Here is a 15035-nt window from a genome sequence, read left to right as displayed (position 1 = left end):
AATGAGGATGGCTTGCGTACAATGACGAGCCTTTTTGATGGCATTGGAGACTGAGGATGATCTGGACATTGTGTCTTGACCGTCTACAAGACGAAATGCCTGCGAATTTGTTTGGCATGTGGATTCGTCCACTTCAAGTCGAAGAAAACGACACAACCATTCGTTTATTAGCACCTAACCCTTTTTTTCGTAAGCATATTGCCGAAAAATACCTTGAACGTATTCGCTTATTAGCGGCTGATTTTAGCCAAGGACGTATCACCAACGTATCATTGGAAGTGGGAACCAAGTTTGTTCGGGTTGATGAAAGTGTCGTCCCCCCCTCCCCTCCCCTCCCCTCTTCCGTTGTTGAGCGTCCAAAAACCTCATTAAACGAAGGATTTACCTTTGACAATTTTGTTCAAGGTAAGGCAAACCAGATGGCGTATGCCGCCTGTCAGCATGTGATTAGTCATCCTGCTGCAACAGGCCATAATCCACTGTTTTTGTATGGCGCTACAGGTTTGGGAAAAACGCACTTGATGCAGGCAGTAGGCCATGCCCTACTTCAGCGTAAACGCGATGCACGTGTGTTGTATTTAACGTCCGAAAAATTTGTGGGTGGTTTTGTAGCCGCATTACAGCGTGGCGCATTAGAGGATTTCAAAAAATCCTGTCGTGCGCTTGATTTATTGTTAATTGACGATATTCATTTTTTAGCAGGTAAAGGCGCGAGTTTAGAAGAGTTTTTTTATACCTTTAATTCGTTGTTAGAAAATAAAGGTCAAATTATTTTAACCTCGGATAGATACCCTAAAGAGATTCCCGACTTAGACGAGCAATTAAAATCGCGATTTTCATGGGGCTTGGCGGTAGAGTTAGAACCACCTGATTTAGAAACGCGTGTAGGCATTCTGCGTAAAAAAGCAGAAATTAATCGTATGGAGTTACCCAAACCTGCGGCCTTATTTATTGCACAACACATTCAGGCTAACGTGCGTGAATTAGAAGGTGCACTTAATAAAGTGATAGCAACAGCACGTTTTCAGGGGCGTTCGATAGATATTGATATCGTCAAAAATGCATTAAAAGATGTATTGGCGGTGAGAGCGCGACAAATCAATATCGATAGTATTCAAAAAGTGGTTGCTGAATATTATCGCATTCCCCTACGCGAATTAACGGGACATAAACGTTTAAGGTTATATGCACGACCACGACAAATTGCCATGGCATTAGCACGTGAATTAACGGGCGAAAGTTATCCTGATATTGGTTTGGCATTTGAAGGACGAGACCATTCCACCGTCATGCATGCGTGTGAAAAGGTCGATGAATTACGCAAGTTAGATAAAACAGTGGCAGAAGATTACCATAATTTAATTCGTTCCTTACATGGTTAACGAGGAGGTATCATGAGATTATCTATAGGTAGAGATCAATTATTAAAACCATTACAACAAGTGGCTGGTGTAGTGGAAAAAAAGCATACAATGCCGATATTGGCGAATGTATTATTGCGTGTACAACAAGATGAAATCTCCTTTACAGGGACAGATTTAGAGGTGGAGTTAGTTGCGACACAAAAATTAAATCCAGACCAATTGGCACAAGCGGGTGAAATTACCATCCCTTGCCGTAAATTATTAGATATTTGCAAATCGCTACCTGCAAATGCCAATATCGAATTAAGCATGGATGAACAAAAGTTATTGATTAAATCAGGCCGTAGTCGTTTTTCGCTCGCCACGCTCCCTGCTCACGATTTTCCCAGTTTAGAAGAAGATGCAGGGGCGTTTTCTCTTAATGTCAGTCAGCGTAACTTAAAGCGTTTAATCGAAAAAACCGCATTTGCGATGGCACAACAAGATGTGCGTTATTATTTAACGGGCATGTTATTTGAGGTCAGTCAAAATCAATTACGTACAGTGACCACAGACGGTCATCGTTTGGCGTTGTTTGATGCGATTGCCGAAGCCGAACCCAGTGAAAAAATTCAAGTGATTGTCCCACGTAAAGGGGTTCAAGAATTACAACGTTTATTAGCAGATGAAGACAGTGCATTGCATCTGACCTTTGGCAATAATCACTTACAAGTGACATTACCAATTTCTACTGGAAAAAAGAAAGAAGAAGATGCTAATATAGAAGGTTTTGTATCGTTTACCTCAAAATTGATTGACGGTAAATTTCCTGATTATCAGCGCGTGTTACCGCGTGGTGGTGATAAAATCGTATTACTGAGTCACGAAGATTTTCGCCAAGCCTTACAACGTGCATCTATTTTGACCAATGAAAAATATAAAGGTGTAAGATTCTTATTGCAAAACAATGAGTTATGCATTCAAGCCAATAACCCTGAACAAGAAGAAGCACGTGAAGAATTAGTGGTGGAGTATCAAGGTGAAAGTCTTGAAATTGCATTTAATGTGCAGTATTTGTTGGATGTATTGAATGTGTTAGAAGGTACGAATGCTAAGTTGGTATTAAGTGATGCCAATGCCTCTATCTTAATACAAGAAACAGATACTCAAGATGCGCTTTATGTTGTCATGCCAATGCGTTTGTAATTTTATCTGATGTTTGTTCTATGTTGCAGCGTCTTACTGTTTCTCATGTGCGAAACTTACAGTTGTGCAGTTTGACGCTGTCTCGCCTAAATTTATTTTATGGTTTTAATGGTAGTGGCAAAAGCTCCTTACTAGAGGCTGTTTATTTATTGGCCATGGGGCGTTCATTTCGTAGTCAATTAATACGTAAAGTGATTCAAGACGGGCAACAACAATGTACTGTGTTTGCCCGTTTTTATTCGGGACAACAATTAGGCATTACTAAGCTGTATGATGGCGGTCAGCTATTAAAACGTAACGGTGTGTTAGTGAATAATATGGCTGAGTTTGCCTATGATTTACCTGTGCAGTTAATCCATCCAGAAAGTATGGATTTAATAGATAGTGGTAGCAAACCCAGAAGACAGTTATTGGATTGGATTGTGTTCCACGTGGAACCAGATTTTTATCATACATGGCAACGTTATCAGCGTGCTTTATTGCAGCGAAATGTCTTGCTCAAAAGTGATACTCATATTGATGACCAACTGGTCATTTGGGAAAAAGAAATTGCAAGCTATGCACTATTATTACATGGTATGCGTAGTCAAATAATGAGCCAGTGGCAGTTGTTTTTGGCAAAATCTATTGCTTTGTTGTTGCCTGCAATCTCGATTAAAATAGAGTATAGTGCTGGTTTTGATGTTGAAACAGACCTTGTGCAACAGTTATATGATTCAAGAATAAAAGACCGTGTGCGTGGTTATACACAATTAGGGGCACATCGAGCCGATATTAAACTTAAAACTGAGTTGGGTTTAGCAGAAGCAGTCTTGTCTAGAGGTCAAAAAAAACTGTTGATTTGTGCCTTAAAATTGGCTCAAGTTGAGTTCTTAAAAACGCATATCAATAAATCCTGTGTCGTGTTATTGGATGATTTAGCGTCTGAGTTAGATGTGATTGCACGAGCTAGACTGTTGACGCATTTACATTACTTAGATGCTCAGATTTTAATCACTGCAGTGGAGGCTGACTCTGTATGGCCTACATTGTGTGAGTTGGATAAGCAAGCTAAATTGTTTCACGTGGAACAAGGCTTGATTCATGCAGTATAAAAGCTGCATTTGTAAGTAAATGTGACCTTAAAAGGCTTTTTACTGTTGTTGAGAGTATTATTTGGTAGGTCTAACTTACTGAAAATAAAGAATTTATAAGTCAAATTCAGTGACTGCCTGTTGTTAAAACAACCGACGCAAATGCTGTGCTGTGTAGAGGAATAGAAATGACTGACGGTAATAATTACGATTCGTCAAGTATTAAGGTATTGCGTGGCTTAGATGCAGTACGCAAGCGTCCTGGTATGTATATTGGTGATACGGATGATGGTTCAGGCTTGCACCATATGGTGTTTGAGGTCGTTGACAACGCTATTGATGAGGCCTTAGCAGGTTATTGTAGTGAGGTTAATGTTGTCATTCATGCCGATGAGTCAATCACCGTAACAGATGATGGGCGTGGGATTCCTGTGGATATTCATCCCGAAGAGGGGGTGTCTGCAGCAGAAGTTATCATGACTATTTTGCATGCGGGGGGTAAATTTGGCGGCGAAGAAGGGAATAATTCTTATAAAGTATCAGGTGGTTTACACGGTGTGGGTGTTTCGGTAGTAAATGCCTTGTCGGTTAAATTGCGTCTGGTGATTCGTCGTAATGGCAAAGTCTATGAGCAAGAATATGCGCATGGTGAACCACAATATCCACTCAAAGAAGTGGGTGAAACAGAGCGTCGTGGCACAGAAGTACGTTTTTGGCCTAGTGCAGAAACTTTCACCAATATTCATTTTTCTTACGATATTTTGGCTAAACGCCTACGTGAGCTATCGTTTTTGAATGCGGGTGTGCGTATTGTTTTGAAAGATGAGCGTACGGGTATGCAAGAGGTTTTTGCGTATGAAGGGGGCTTGGCTGCTTTTGTAGAGTATTTGAACACGAATAAAAATGGCTTAAATAAAATCTTCCACTTTAATACCCAAACGGATTCTGGCATTGGTGTTGAAGTGGCGTTGCAGTGGAACGACAGTTATCAGGAAAGCATTTACTGTTTTACCAATAATATCCCTCAACGTGATGGCGGTACACATTTAGCAGGTTTCCGTGGTGCACTGACCCGTACACTGAATCATTATATGGAAAGTGAAGGGCTGCTAAAAAAAGAGAAGGTGACAACCACAGGGGATGATGCACGTGAGGGATTGACTGCGATTGTCTCAGTTAAAGTGCCTGACCCTAAGTTTTCTAGCCAGACTAAAGATAAGTTAGTATCGTCCGAAGTTCGACCTGTTGTTGAATCTACCATGGCCGAAAAACTACAAGGGTATTTATTAGAAAACCCCAGTGCAGCCAAAGCAATTGTGGGCAAGATTGTTGAAGCGGCGAGAGCGCGTGAGGCAGCCCGTCGTGCGCGGGAAATGACACGCCGTAAAGGGGCTTTGGATATTGCGGGTTTGCCAGGTAAATTAGCCGACTGTCAAGAAAAAGACCCCGCTTTATCTGAACTATACATTGTTGAGGGGGACTCTGCGGGTGGTTCTGCCAAACAAGGCCGTAATCGTAAAATGCAGGCAATTTTGCCCTTAAAAGGAAAAATTCTAAACGTAGAAAAAGCACGTTTTGACAAAATGTTATCATCTGCCGAAGTAGGCACGCTCATTACCGCCTTGGGCTGTGGTATTGGTCGGGAAGAATATAATCCAGATAAATTGCGTTATCATAAAATCATTATTATGACAGACGCCGACGTAGACGGTTCGCATATTCGGACGTTGTTACTCACCTTCTTCTTTAGACAAATGCCCGAAATTCTAGAGCGTGGTTATATTTATATTGCCCAGCCTCCCTTGTATAAAGTTAAACGTGGCAAGCAAGAGCAATACGTCAAAGATGATGACGCACTAGAAGAGTATTTGACGCAAACTGCATTAGATGATGCAGCGCTTTATGTCAATCCTGTGGCACCGCCCTTGTTAGGAACAGCATTAGCCGAATTGTTGGCTGAGTATCGTAGTGTCCAAAATCTCATTCGTCGTATGAGTCGGGTCTATCCTGATGTGTTGTTGGAACAATTACTCAAGCTACCACAGCTTGCTGTCGAGGCCTTAAGTGAGCAGGCGGCTACTCAGCTATGGGCAAGCCAGTTACAAATGATATTAAATCAAGCGGCTGACCCTAGCCAACGCTTCTTGGTTGAAGTGATTGAAGATACGGAACAGCATCGTTATGTGGTGCAAATTGAGATGGTGGCGCACGGTGTGCCTCATACATATCGTTTAGGTTATGACTTTATTTCGTCCAATGAATACCGTCGTATTAGTCAACTTGCTACCAAGATTGCAACCTTGTTAGAAGAGGGAGCGTATATTAAACGAGGTGAGCGTGTCTTGGCGGTGAATGACTTTAAGCAAGTGTGGCAATGGTTAATGCAAGAATCTAGACGCGGTAATGCTATTCAGCGTTATAAGGGCTTAGGCGAAATGAATCCAGACCAACTGTGGGAAACCACGATGGATCCTAATAATCGTCGTATGTTACGTGTGACGATTGAAGATGCGATTCGAGCTGACCAAATGTTTACCTGTTTGATGGGGGACGCCGTTGAACCCCGCCGTGACTTTATTGAACAGAATGCATTATTGGTGGCTAATCTAGATATCTAAATAGATACGGTTTATCGACAAAAAAGGGGGCAAAATGCCCCTTTTTTTATTGGTGTTTTGCGGTAAGATGTCTGAGTATTTTTTAACAATCAGATTAAAAAATTCATTAAAAAGAAATAATTGTACTCACAAGCAAGGATAAAACTTAACAGGATATCATCAATCATATGCCAGTCTTTAGGGTGCATCATCATAGCAGCCATCAGCCTGTCTGATTAGATGAGGTCAATACATACTTGCGGTAGAAAGGGAAGAGGGGGCTAAGATGCAAGGCTTTTCATTTGCAACCATTAAAACAGTCATCAGTGATTTAGGTAGCTGTGGCAAACAATTAGGCACAGTCGCCAAATCCTTGGCGGTAACACGTGCGTTAATTATTACAGATAAAGGGATTGTGGCTTCAGGATTGATTCAACCTGCACTGGATAGCCTCAAAGCGGCTCATATAGACGCCATCGTTTATACGGACGTAGTGGCAGACCCACCCGAGCATATCGTTGAACAAGCCTTAGATTTTGCCCGTACTCAGCAGATTGATGGTGTGATTGGTTTGGGAGGCGGTAGTTCGATGGATGTAGCAAAGGTCATCGCTTTATTGACCTACTCGTCACAGAAGCTAGCGCACGTTTATGGGGTCGCTAATGCCACAGGCTCGCGTTTGCCTTTAATTCAAATTCCAACTACGGCGGGAACGGGTTCAGAAGTGACCCCGATTTCGATTATTACAACAGGGGCTACTACCAAACAGGGTATTGTCTCGCCCTTATTGTTGGCAGATGTTGCGATATTAGATGCTGAGTTGACCGTAGGCCTACCACCAGAAGTGACAGCAGCAACAGGGGTTGATGCGATGGTACATGCCATTGAAGCCTATACCAGTAAGCATCGTAAAAACCCTTACTCTGATTTATTGGCCTGTGAGGCCTTGCGTTTATTGTCGCGTCATATTGTCACGGCTGTCGAAGAGGGGCATAACCTGATTGCGCGTAGTGCCATGTTATACGGTGCGATGTTGGCAGGGCAGGCCTTTGCCAATGCGCCTGTCGCTGCGGTTCATGCATTAGCCTATCCTTTAGGTGGGCATTATCATATTTCGCATGGCCTGAGTAATTCATTGGTCTTGCCTCATGTGTTGCATTTTAATTTACCTGCGGCAACCGCAGAGTATGCCCAGTTAGCCAATGTTATTAACCCTTATGCGCGTGCTAAACAAATTACCTTAGCCGAGTATTTTATTGATGCGATGCAAACTTTGATTCATGCGGTGAAGTTGCCCAACTCATTACGAAAATTACATGTACCTGAAACCGATTTGCCGATGTTAGCGAAAGACGCTATGCAGCAACAACGCTTATTGGTGAATAATCCGCGTGAGCTCACCGAAGCAGATGCGCTTGCCATTTATCAGGCGGCTTTTTGATAATAAAAATATGGGCTTTATGCCGCTTTATCCCCATTCGTAGAGAATAGTTATGTCCCGTCCTCAACCGTCAAGACTGAGCGATTATGGTTACAGCACTGTGATTAGTACACGCTGGAGCGATAACGATATTTATGGTCATGTGAATAATGTCACCTATTACAGCTACTTTGATACGGTTGCTAATAGGTATTTAATTGAACAAGGACAACTGGATATTCATCGTGATGAGGTTGTCGGTTTTGTGGTTAATTCGGGTTGTAATTATTATGCCCCTGTGGCTTTTCCTGAACCCTTATTAGGCGGGTTACGCGTCAATCGTTTGGGGGTATCATCGGTAGAATATGGTGTTGCTGTGTTTAGGGAGAATGAGCAAAACGCGGTTGCGGATGGCCATTTTGTCCATGTGTTTGTTGATAGAAAAACCAATCAACCCGTACCTATTCCTGAAGCTATTCGTAAAGCACTTGAAAAGCTCAAAGTTTAAGAGACGATACTCATGTTAAAACCAGCCTATCCTTATTATTTAGCGAATGAAGCTCACTATGCCAATCAAGACCTAGTGGTTACTGATAAATATACCCATCTGCCTGCAACACGTGTGGCACTGGCGAATAGTGACGTCATTGACCAAGCAATTGCAGCCGCCGTTGAGGCACAAGTGCCCATGGCAAAAATGGCAGCTTATGAACGTCAGCAAGTATTAGAGCATTGTGTACTTCGTTTTAGAGAACGGGCAGAGGAGTTGGCTGAAAGTCTGTGTATAGAAGCAGGTAAACCCATTAAGGATGCGCGGGGTGAAGTCACGCGTTTGATTGACACGTTCAAAATTGCTGCCGAAGAGGCGACCCGTATTCATGGTGAAACCATTCCCTTAGATATCAGTGCGCGTGCCAAGGCCTATCGTGGTATGACGAAACGTGTACCTATCGGCGTATGTTCTTTTATTAGTCCGTTTAATTTTCCTCTAAATTTAGCGGCACACAAAATCGCGCCAGCCATAGCCGCAGGTTGTCCTTTTATCTTAAAGCCCGCCAGTTTAACGCCGATTGGGGCTTTAATCATTGGCGAGGTATTAGCCGAAACCTATTTACCGAAAGGGGCGTTTTCTATTTTACCATGTACCCGAGACGGTGCAGATTTATTTACTACAGACGACCGCTTAAAACTATTGAGTTTTACAGGCTCTCCTGAGGTTGGTTGGGCATTAAAAGCCAAAGCAGGTAAAAAGAAAGTCACCCTAGAGCTGGGGGGAAATGCAGCGTGTATTGTTGACGCAGATACCCAACTTGACGATGCAGTACAGCGTATTGTGTTTGGCGCGTTTTATCAGTCAGGCCAAAGCTGTATTAGCGTACAGCGTATTTTGATTCACAGTACCATTTATGATGCTCTAAAAACCAAACTGGTCGCAGCAACGGCGGCCTTAGTGATGGGACGGCCACAAGACGAAAATACCTTTATTGGCCCGATGATTAGCGAAAAAGAGGCGCAACGCTTAGAGAATTGGATACAACAAGCTATCACTGCAGGCGCAACGTTATTATGTGGTGGGCAGCGTCAGGGGGCTATGTTGGCTGCCACCTTGTTAGAAAATGTGCCCGCACACTGTGAGGTCGTCTGTCAGGAAGCCTTTGGCCCTGTGGCGATATTAGAAAAGTTTGATGACTTTCAACAGGCCTTAGCGTCTGTGAATGACAGTGATTATGGACTGCAAGCTGGAGTGTTTACCCGTGATTTGTATAAAATGCATCAAGCATGGGATACCTTGGAAGTAGGTGGTGTCGTGATTGGCGATGTGCCTTCATGGCGTGTTGACCACATGCCCTATGGCGGGATAAAAGACAGTGGCTTGGGACGCGAAGGCATACGTTATGCGATAGAGGATATGACTGAGATTCGCTTATTGATTGTCCGCGAAATACCCTCCTAAATTCAAATAATATGGCTATTAGACAAACAAAGGAAACAACAATAATGAAAACGATACTACTCTCTCTCTGTATGTTAGTGGGAATGAATGTTGCCCATGCAGCGATTGAACCCTACGCCCTCTATCAAGATAAATGTGCTAAGTGTCATGGGGCATCTGGACAGGCCGATAATCTGCGTGGCTATTTATATTTTGCGCGTGACTTTACCAATAAAGAATGGCAAGCCAAACACAGCGATGAAGAGATATTAGCTAAGATTAATAAAGGCCCACGCATTATGCCTTCTTATGCAGACTTGACCGATGAAGAAAAAGCTGCCTTGATTCGGGTGATTCGGCAGTTTGGCCGCAAATAAGCTGAGGCGTGTTTAGATGGGCTGTAGAGCGCGCTGATACGCTGAGCAAACCCCATCCTAACACACGTGGTAAGAATGATGACGCAGCCCCCTCTCAAAGGTAGAGCCACTCGTGCACAACCACACAATCGTTTTGCCAAGCAGCATGTTGAGGCAGAGGTTGATGACTGGTATCAAGAACAGGCGACATTAGCCCCTTTACAGACAAGCGTGACCGTCCAACAGACTCGCCAGATTATTAGCCGCAATCAATCACCAGATATCCCTTTTCGTCAATCAATCAATCCTTATCAAGGCTGTGAGCATGGCTGTATTTATTGTTATGCTCGACCCAGTCATGCGTATTTAGAGTTATCCGCAGGTTTAGATTTTGAGACAAAGTTATTTGTGAAGCCCGACGCAGCCCAGCATTTACGTACTGAGTTATCTGCAAAAAACTATCAAGTCGCTATTATCAATATCGGTGCAAACACCGACCCATATCAACCCATAGAGCGAGAGTGGCAAGTCACCCGTCAATTATTAGCCGTATGTGTGGAAACCAAACATCCTGTCGTGTTAATTACGAAAAATAGTCTGATTTTGCGTGATGTTGATTTATTGACCGAGCTTGCACAACAACAACTGGTTAAGGTCTTTATTTCTGTGACCAGTTTAGACCATACCTTGAGTCAAGTGATGGAGCCTCGAGCCAGTGCGCCACATCGTCGTTTATTGACTATAGAGCGTTTGGCAAGTGCAAATATTCCTGTGGGTGTCATGGTTGCGCCTATCATTCCCTTTTTGAACGACCATGAGTTAGAAGCTGTGATGGCCGCGACGGCAGACGCAGGGGCGCAAGATGCGACGTATATGTTATTACGCTTACCGCACGAGTTAGAGAGGCTATTTAGTACGTGGCTCCAGCAGCATTATCCGCTAAAAGCCGCACGTATATTGGCAGCGATTAAACAGATGCGTGAAGGACAACTAAATAGCACACGTTTTGGCGAACGTATGCAAGGAACGGGCGTTTTAGCACAGCTATTACAACAGCGTTTTGCCTTAGCATGTAAAAAATATCAGTTAGGTACACATGCTGCTCACTTAAGAACAGACTTATTTTGCCCACCCACCCGTGATGGGCAACTGTCTTTATTTTAGAAACTTAGTAAACATCAGGGTTAAAAGTGGGTCGGGCATAATGGTCATCAAACCTTTAGCGACTTTCCACGGCATCGCAGGGACAATTACATTCGCCTTCTTTTGCTCTATGGCACGTACCATTTGTTGTGCAGCAACATCGGCTTCAACCACAAAAGGGTATTTTTCCATGTGCGGTGCAATATCGGTTTTAATAAATCCAGGGTGAATCACGGTGACTTGAATTTTCTTCGTAGCCAATTCCATTCGCATGGCATTCATATAATTGGTTAATGCTGCTTTGCTGGCCGAATACGCGGCACTGCCTGGAATCGGGGAGAAGGCAGAAAACGAGGAAATCCCCACTAAATGCCCATGACCTTGCGCGACAAAAATTTTAGTAGCTGCATCAAGCGTAGCAATCGCGCCCACTAAGTTTGTTTGTAAAATCGCTTTGTCTAGGGCTAAGTTGCCGTTACCACTACGGCGTACACCCGTAATCCCTGCATTAGCTACCACAATATCAATTTGCCCTAATTCTTGTGCAAGACGACTAAATGCGGGCGCGACTTGTGTATCGTCTTGGACGTCAAGTTCAGTTACCGCCACGCGGGTACTGTATGTATCTTCTAACTGCCGTGCTAACTCTTCAAGTTTATCCACACGACGCGCGGCTAAACCTAAGGCATAACCTTTACTGGCAAAGGCTTGTGCCAAGGCGGCACCAATCCCACTGGATGCGCCAGTAATAATTACATTTTTAGTCATCACATGTTCCCTCTTAAAAAAAATAACAAAGCAAGGCACAATAGGGCGATTATATTCCCCCATGAGTGACAACGATGTTAGCAGCCTTTTTAGAAAAATTATCACATCAAACCATAGATTTTGAAGATACTATTGAATTCATTAATCAGCATTATGACTATACCCCCAGCCGTTTTACGAACGGGATAAACCCCGTTGTCGTCAATCAGGCAGGTCAAAATGAAGGCTCTTGTCGTATTTTTGCCTTTGCCTTACTCAATACCTTGACACCACAACAAACACTGGCTTGTTTTGGTCGATTTTACCAAGAAGTATTAAACGACCCTCAGGGGACAAGCCACGCTAATATTCGTGCGTTTATGCGTGACGGTTGGACGGGTATACAGTTTGATAGTCCTGCCTTGCACCCCAAAAAATAGGATGACTGCTGTCATGAACCATAATGACAATATGCCTTTACCTACAGCGCGTGCGACGATGTACGTGACTGACGCTGATACCGCCAAAGCAATTGCTGTTGATGCCTATGATGATTTTCCCGCTGTGTTGGCCACTGCTAAAATGGTGGCGTTAATGGAGTTAGCGGCAGCTCGCTGTTTGCAACCGATATTGGCAGTTGGCGAGTTATCGGTGGGAGTTGGTGTGGATATACAACATATCGCAGCAACACCCACGCATGTCGAGGTGGAAGCCGTTGCGACTTATGTGGGTCGAGAAGGAAAGTTATACCGCTTTACGATTGAAGCCTTTGATGCAGGCGGTAAAATTGGTACAGGCACGCACACACGCGCGATTATCAGTACAGAACGTTTATTAGCGGGCGCACAACAACGGGTAAGGCCAAATTAAGTCTATTGCTGATGGCCTAAGCCGTTTAAGTTTAGGTCATCAAACTGTCATCACTTGGTCAACGTCTTGTCATGTTGAGTCTTTAGTTTACGGCAAATCATATTATTTGCTGGATTTAGCTAGGAATCATCATGACACACAAACAGCCTTTTCACGATACGCACGAAGAATTAGACAACTTAAATCCGTCCTCCAATCCGCATTTTAGCGAATTGTTAGCCGCACGTTTATCGCGTCGTAGTGTATTAACAGGCGGTATGTCGGCCACTGCAGCGTTGATGCTGGGCGGACTAACAGGCTGTGGCAGTGATGACGACGATGATAGTCCAGTCAGCACCCCAAGCACTCCTATCCCTGAGCCAGAATTAAAATTAGGCTTTACCCCAGTTGCTAAAAACCTAAATGATGTCGTGACTGTACCTACAGGTTATGACGTTGCCGTACTTTATGCGCTGGGTGATGCCTTAAACACAACGACACCTGCATGGGCAAACGATGGCTCTGAAACAGCCGAGTCTTACGAGTTTCGTGCAGGTGACCATCACGATGGTATGAGCTTTTTTGGTTTAGGCAATGACGGAAAATGGAGTCCAAACACCTCCGATAAAGGCATGTTATGCTTAAATCATGAAAACATCACCAGTGCGTTTTTGCATACCGCTGCACCGAGCACTGTCGATGGCAAGCGTCCAATCAATGAAGCCTTAAAAGAAATTAATTGTCATGGTGTCAGTGTGGTTGCCATTACGCGCCAGACAAGCGGTTCTTTTGCTGTGGATAAAACTAACACCTTAAACCGTCGTATCACCCCAAATACGGTGATGGAGTTTCATGGTGCAGCCGCAGGTAGCCGTTTCTTGGTGACTAAATACGATGCCAAAGCTAAAAAAGGCCGTGGCACGTTAAATAACTGTGCGAATGGTTATACACCTTGGGGCACTTATTTAACCTGTGAAGAAAATTGGGCAGGTTATTTTAAGCGTCCAAGTACTGACAATAGTTTACGCACAAGTGCCGACGTAGCCAGCTTGACACGTTATGGTGTTTCAAGTTCTACAGGGGCAAACGCATGGTCAACGGCCAGCGATACCGATGACCGCTTTACCCGTTGGAATGCAACAGTCTTGGATGCAGCCAAAACTGCCGATACCGACTTCCGTAATGAACCAAATACCTTTGGCTGGGTCGTTGAAATTGACCCCTTTAATACCAGCAATGCACCGCGTAAGCGTACCGCTTTGGGACGTTTTGCCCATGAGGGTTGCGAGATTGCGCCAGTTAAAGTGGGTAAACCTGTCGTGTTTTATATGGGTGACGACTCGCGTGGCGAGTATGTGTATAAATTTGTTTCAGCAAAAATGTGGGATGCAGCAGATGCCACAGCAGGGTTGACAGCAGGCGACACCTACATGAACGAAGGAAAGTTGTATGTGGCCAAGTTTAATGCTGACGGTACAGGCAAGTGGTTAGAGTTGAGTTATGGCGTGAATGGGTTATTACCAGATAATGCAATTTATCCGTTTACCTCACAAGCTGCTGTGGTCGTAAATGCACGTCTAGCGGCTGATTCTGTCGGGGCAACCAAAATGGATAGACCCGAATGGACAGCCGTACATCCCAAAACAGGTGAAGTCTATTTAACCTTAACCAACAACAGTAATCGTGGTTCAAGTTATCCTGTGGATGCGGCTAACCCCCGTAATTACACCGACGAAGATGGCAAAAAAGCTAAGGGTAATCCGAACGGCCATATTATTCGTTGGAAAGAAAAAGACGGTGAACATAGTGCTGTGAGTTTTACATGGGATGTGTATGTTTTTGCTGCCGAAGAAGATGCCGATAAGAGCAAAATTAACGTCTCTAATTTAACTAGTGGCAACGATATGTCTAGCCCCGATGGTTTGTGGTTTGATTCACGCGGTATCTTGTGGATTCAAACCGATGATGGTGCTTACACCGATATCACTAATTGTATGATGTTAGCGGCAGTGACAGGTAAAGTTGGGGATGGTGGCAAAACAACCATTGATACACAAGATACCTTTAAGGGTAAAAATCCAACCGAAGAAAACTTACGCCGCTTTTTGGTTGGCCCTGTACAGTGCGAAATTACGGGTGTAACCATGACACCAGATAACAAAGCCATTTTTGTGAATATTCAGCATCCTGGTGAAGACGGTAATTTAACGAGCATTAGCAGTAACTGGCCAGATGTGGCTAATCCAACGGTGGTAAATAGCAATAAAACAGCACGTCCACGCTCAGCAACCATCGTGATTTACCGCAAAGATGGTAAAGAAATTGCTGTCTAAGCAACATTCTTAACAGCCATAAAAAAAGCCCTTGC

Annotated in this window: 13 protein-coding genes; 12 read left to right on the top strand and 1 reads right to left on the bottom strand. The window is 43.8% G+C overall.

Annotated elements, in window-relative coordinates; genetic code table 11:
• The first annotated feature begins 56 nt into the window (after nt 1–56).
• The 9 genes from dnaA to C8N29_RS01470 all read left to right on the top strand — a co-directional run bounded on the left by dnaA (nt 57) and on the right by C8N29_RS01470 (nt 11092).
• The gene (dnaA, locus tag C8N29_RS01510; protein WP_107864249.1) at nt 57–1382 is read left to right on the top strand and encodes a chromosomal replication initiator protein DnaA; all 1326 of its coding nucleotides are present in this window, start codon (nt 57–59) and stop codon (nt 1380–1382) included.
• A 12-nt stretch (nt 1383–1394) separates the two neighbouring features.
• The gene (gene dnaN / locus C8N29_RS01505; RefSeq protein ID WP_107864248.1) at nt 1395–2549 is read left to right on the top strand and encodes a DNA polymerase III subunit beta; all 1155 of its coding nucleotides are present in this window, start codon (nt 1395–1397) and stop codon (nt 2547–2549) included.
• 20 nt (nt 2550–2569) lie between these two features.
• Nucleotides 2570–3643 carry a DNA replication/repair protein RecF gene (gene recF, locus C8N29_RS01500; RefSeq protein WP_107864247.1) on the top strand — a complete coding sequence of 358 codons (1074 nt, stop codon included), beginning with the start codon at nt 2570–2572 and terminating at the stop codon, nt 3641–3643.
• A 167-nt stretch (nt 3644–3810) separates the two neighbouring features.
• On the top strand, nt 3811–6240 hold the full coding sequence (gene gyrB, locus C8N29_RS01495) for a DNA topoisomerase (ATP-hydrolyzing) subunit B (protein ID WP_107864246.1): 2430 nt from the start codon (nt 3811–3813) through the stop codon (nt 6238–6240).
• Between the two features lie 265 nt (nt 6241–6505).
• A complete protein-coding gene (locus C8N29_RS01490) occupies nt 6506–7660 on the top strand; it encodes an iron-containing alcohol dehydrogenase (protein ID WP_107864245.1) in 1155 nt (384 codons plus the stop codon).
• A gap of 52 nt (nt 7661–7712) precedes the next feature.
• Nucleotides 7713–8147 (top strand): acyl-CoA thioesterase, encoded by a 435-nt coding sequence (locus C8N29_RS01485; protein WP_107864244.1) that lies wholly within the window; start codon nt 7713–7715, stop codon nt 8145–8147.
• A 12-nt stretch (nt 8148–8159) separates the two neighbouring features.
• The gene (locus C8N29_RS01480) at nt 8160–9593 is read left to right on the top strand and encodes an aldehyde dehydrogenase family protein (RefSeq protein WP_107864243.1); all 1434 of its coding nucleotides are present in this window, start codon (nt 8160–8162) and stop codon (nt 9591–9593) included.
• Between the two features lie 44 nt (nt 9594–9637).
• Nucleotides 9638–9949, top strand: coding sequence for a c-type cytochrome (locus C8N29_RS01475; RefSeq protein WP_170106847.1), 312 nt, complete (start codon nt 9638–9640; stop codon nt 9947–9949).
• 75 nt (nt 9950–10024) lie between these two features.
• On the top strand, nt 10025–11092 hold the full coding sequence (locus C8N29_RS01470; protein ID WP_107864241.1) for a PA0069 family radical SAM protein: 1068 nt from the start codon (nt 10025–10027) through the stop codon (nt 11090–11092).
• Here C8N29_RS01470 and C8N29_RS01465 read toward each other — a convergent pair.
• Nucleotides 11084–11839, bottom strand: coding sequence for an SDR family oxidoreductase (locus C8N29_RS01465; protein ID WP_107864240.1), 756 nt, complete (start codon nt 11837–11839; stop codon nt 11084–11086). The genes C8N29_RS01470 and C8N29_RS01465 overlap by 9 nt on opposite strands.
• 74 nt (nt 11840–11913) lie before the next feature.
• On the opposite strand from C8N29_RS01465, the gene C8N29_RS01460 reads away from it, so the two are divergent.
• From C8N29_RS01460 to C8N29_RS01450, 3 genes are all read left to right on the top strand, one after another.
• The gene (locus C8N29_RS01460; RefSeq protein ID WP_107864239.1) at nt 11914–12258 is read left to right on the top strand and encodes a HopJ type III effector protein; all 345 of its coding nucleotides are present in this window, start codon (nt 11914–11916) and stop codon (nt 12256–12258) included.
• 13 nt (nt 12259–12271) lie between these two features.
• A complete protein-coding gene (locus C8N29_RS01455; RefSeq protein ID WP_204509250.1) occupies nt 12272–12688 on the top strand; it encodes a thioesterase family protein in 417 nt (138 codons plus the stop codon).
• 131 nt (nt 12689–12819) lie between these two features.
• A complete protein-coding gene (locus tag C8N29_RS01450; RefSeq protein WP_107864238.1) occupies nt 12820–15000 on the top strand; it encodes a PhoX family protein in 2181 nt (726 codons plus the stop codon).
• Nucleotides 15001–15035: the final 35 nt, after the last annotated feature.

Source organism: Agitococcus lubricus, from assembly GCF_003051055.1.
Lineage (GTDB): Bacteria > Pseudomonadota > Gammaproteobacteria > Pseudomonadales > Moraxellaceae > Agitococcus > Agitococcus lubricus.
The sequence above is the reverse complement of the archived record's forward strand: the minus strand, read 5'-3'. Positions and strand labels throughout refer to the sequence as shown.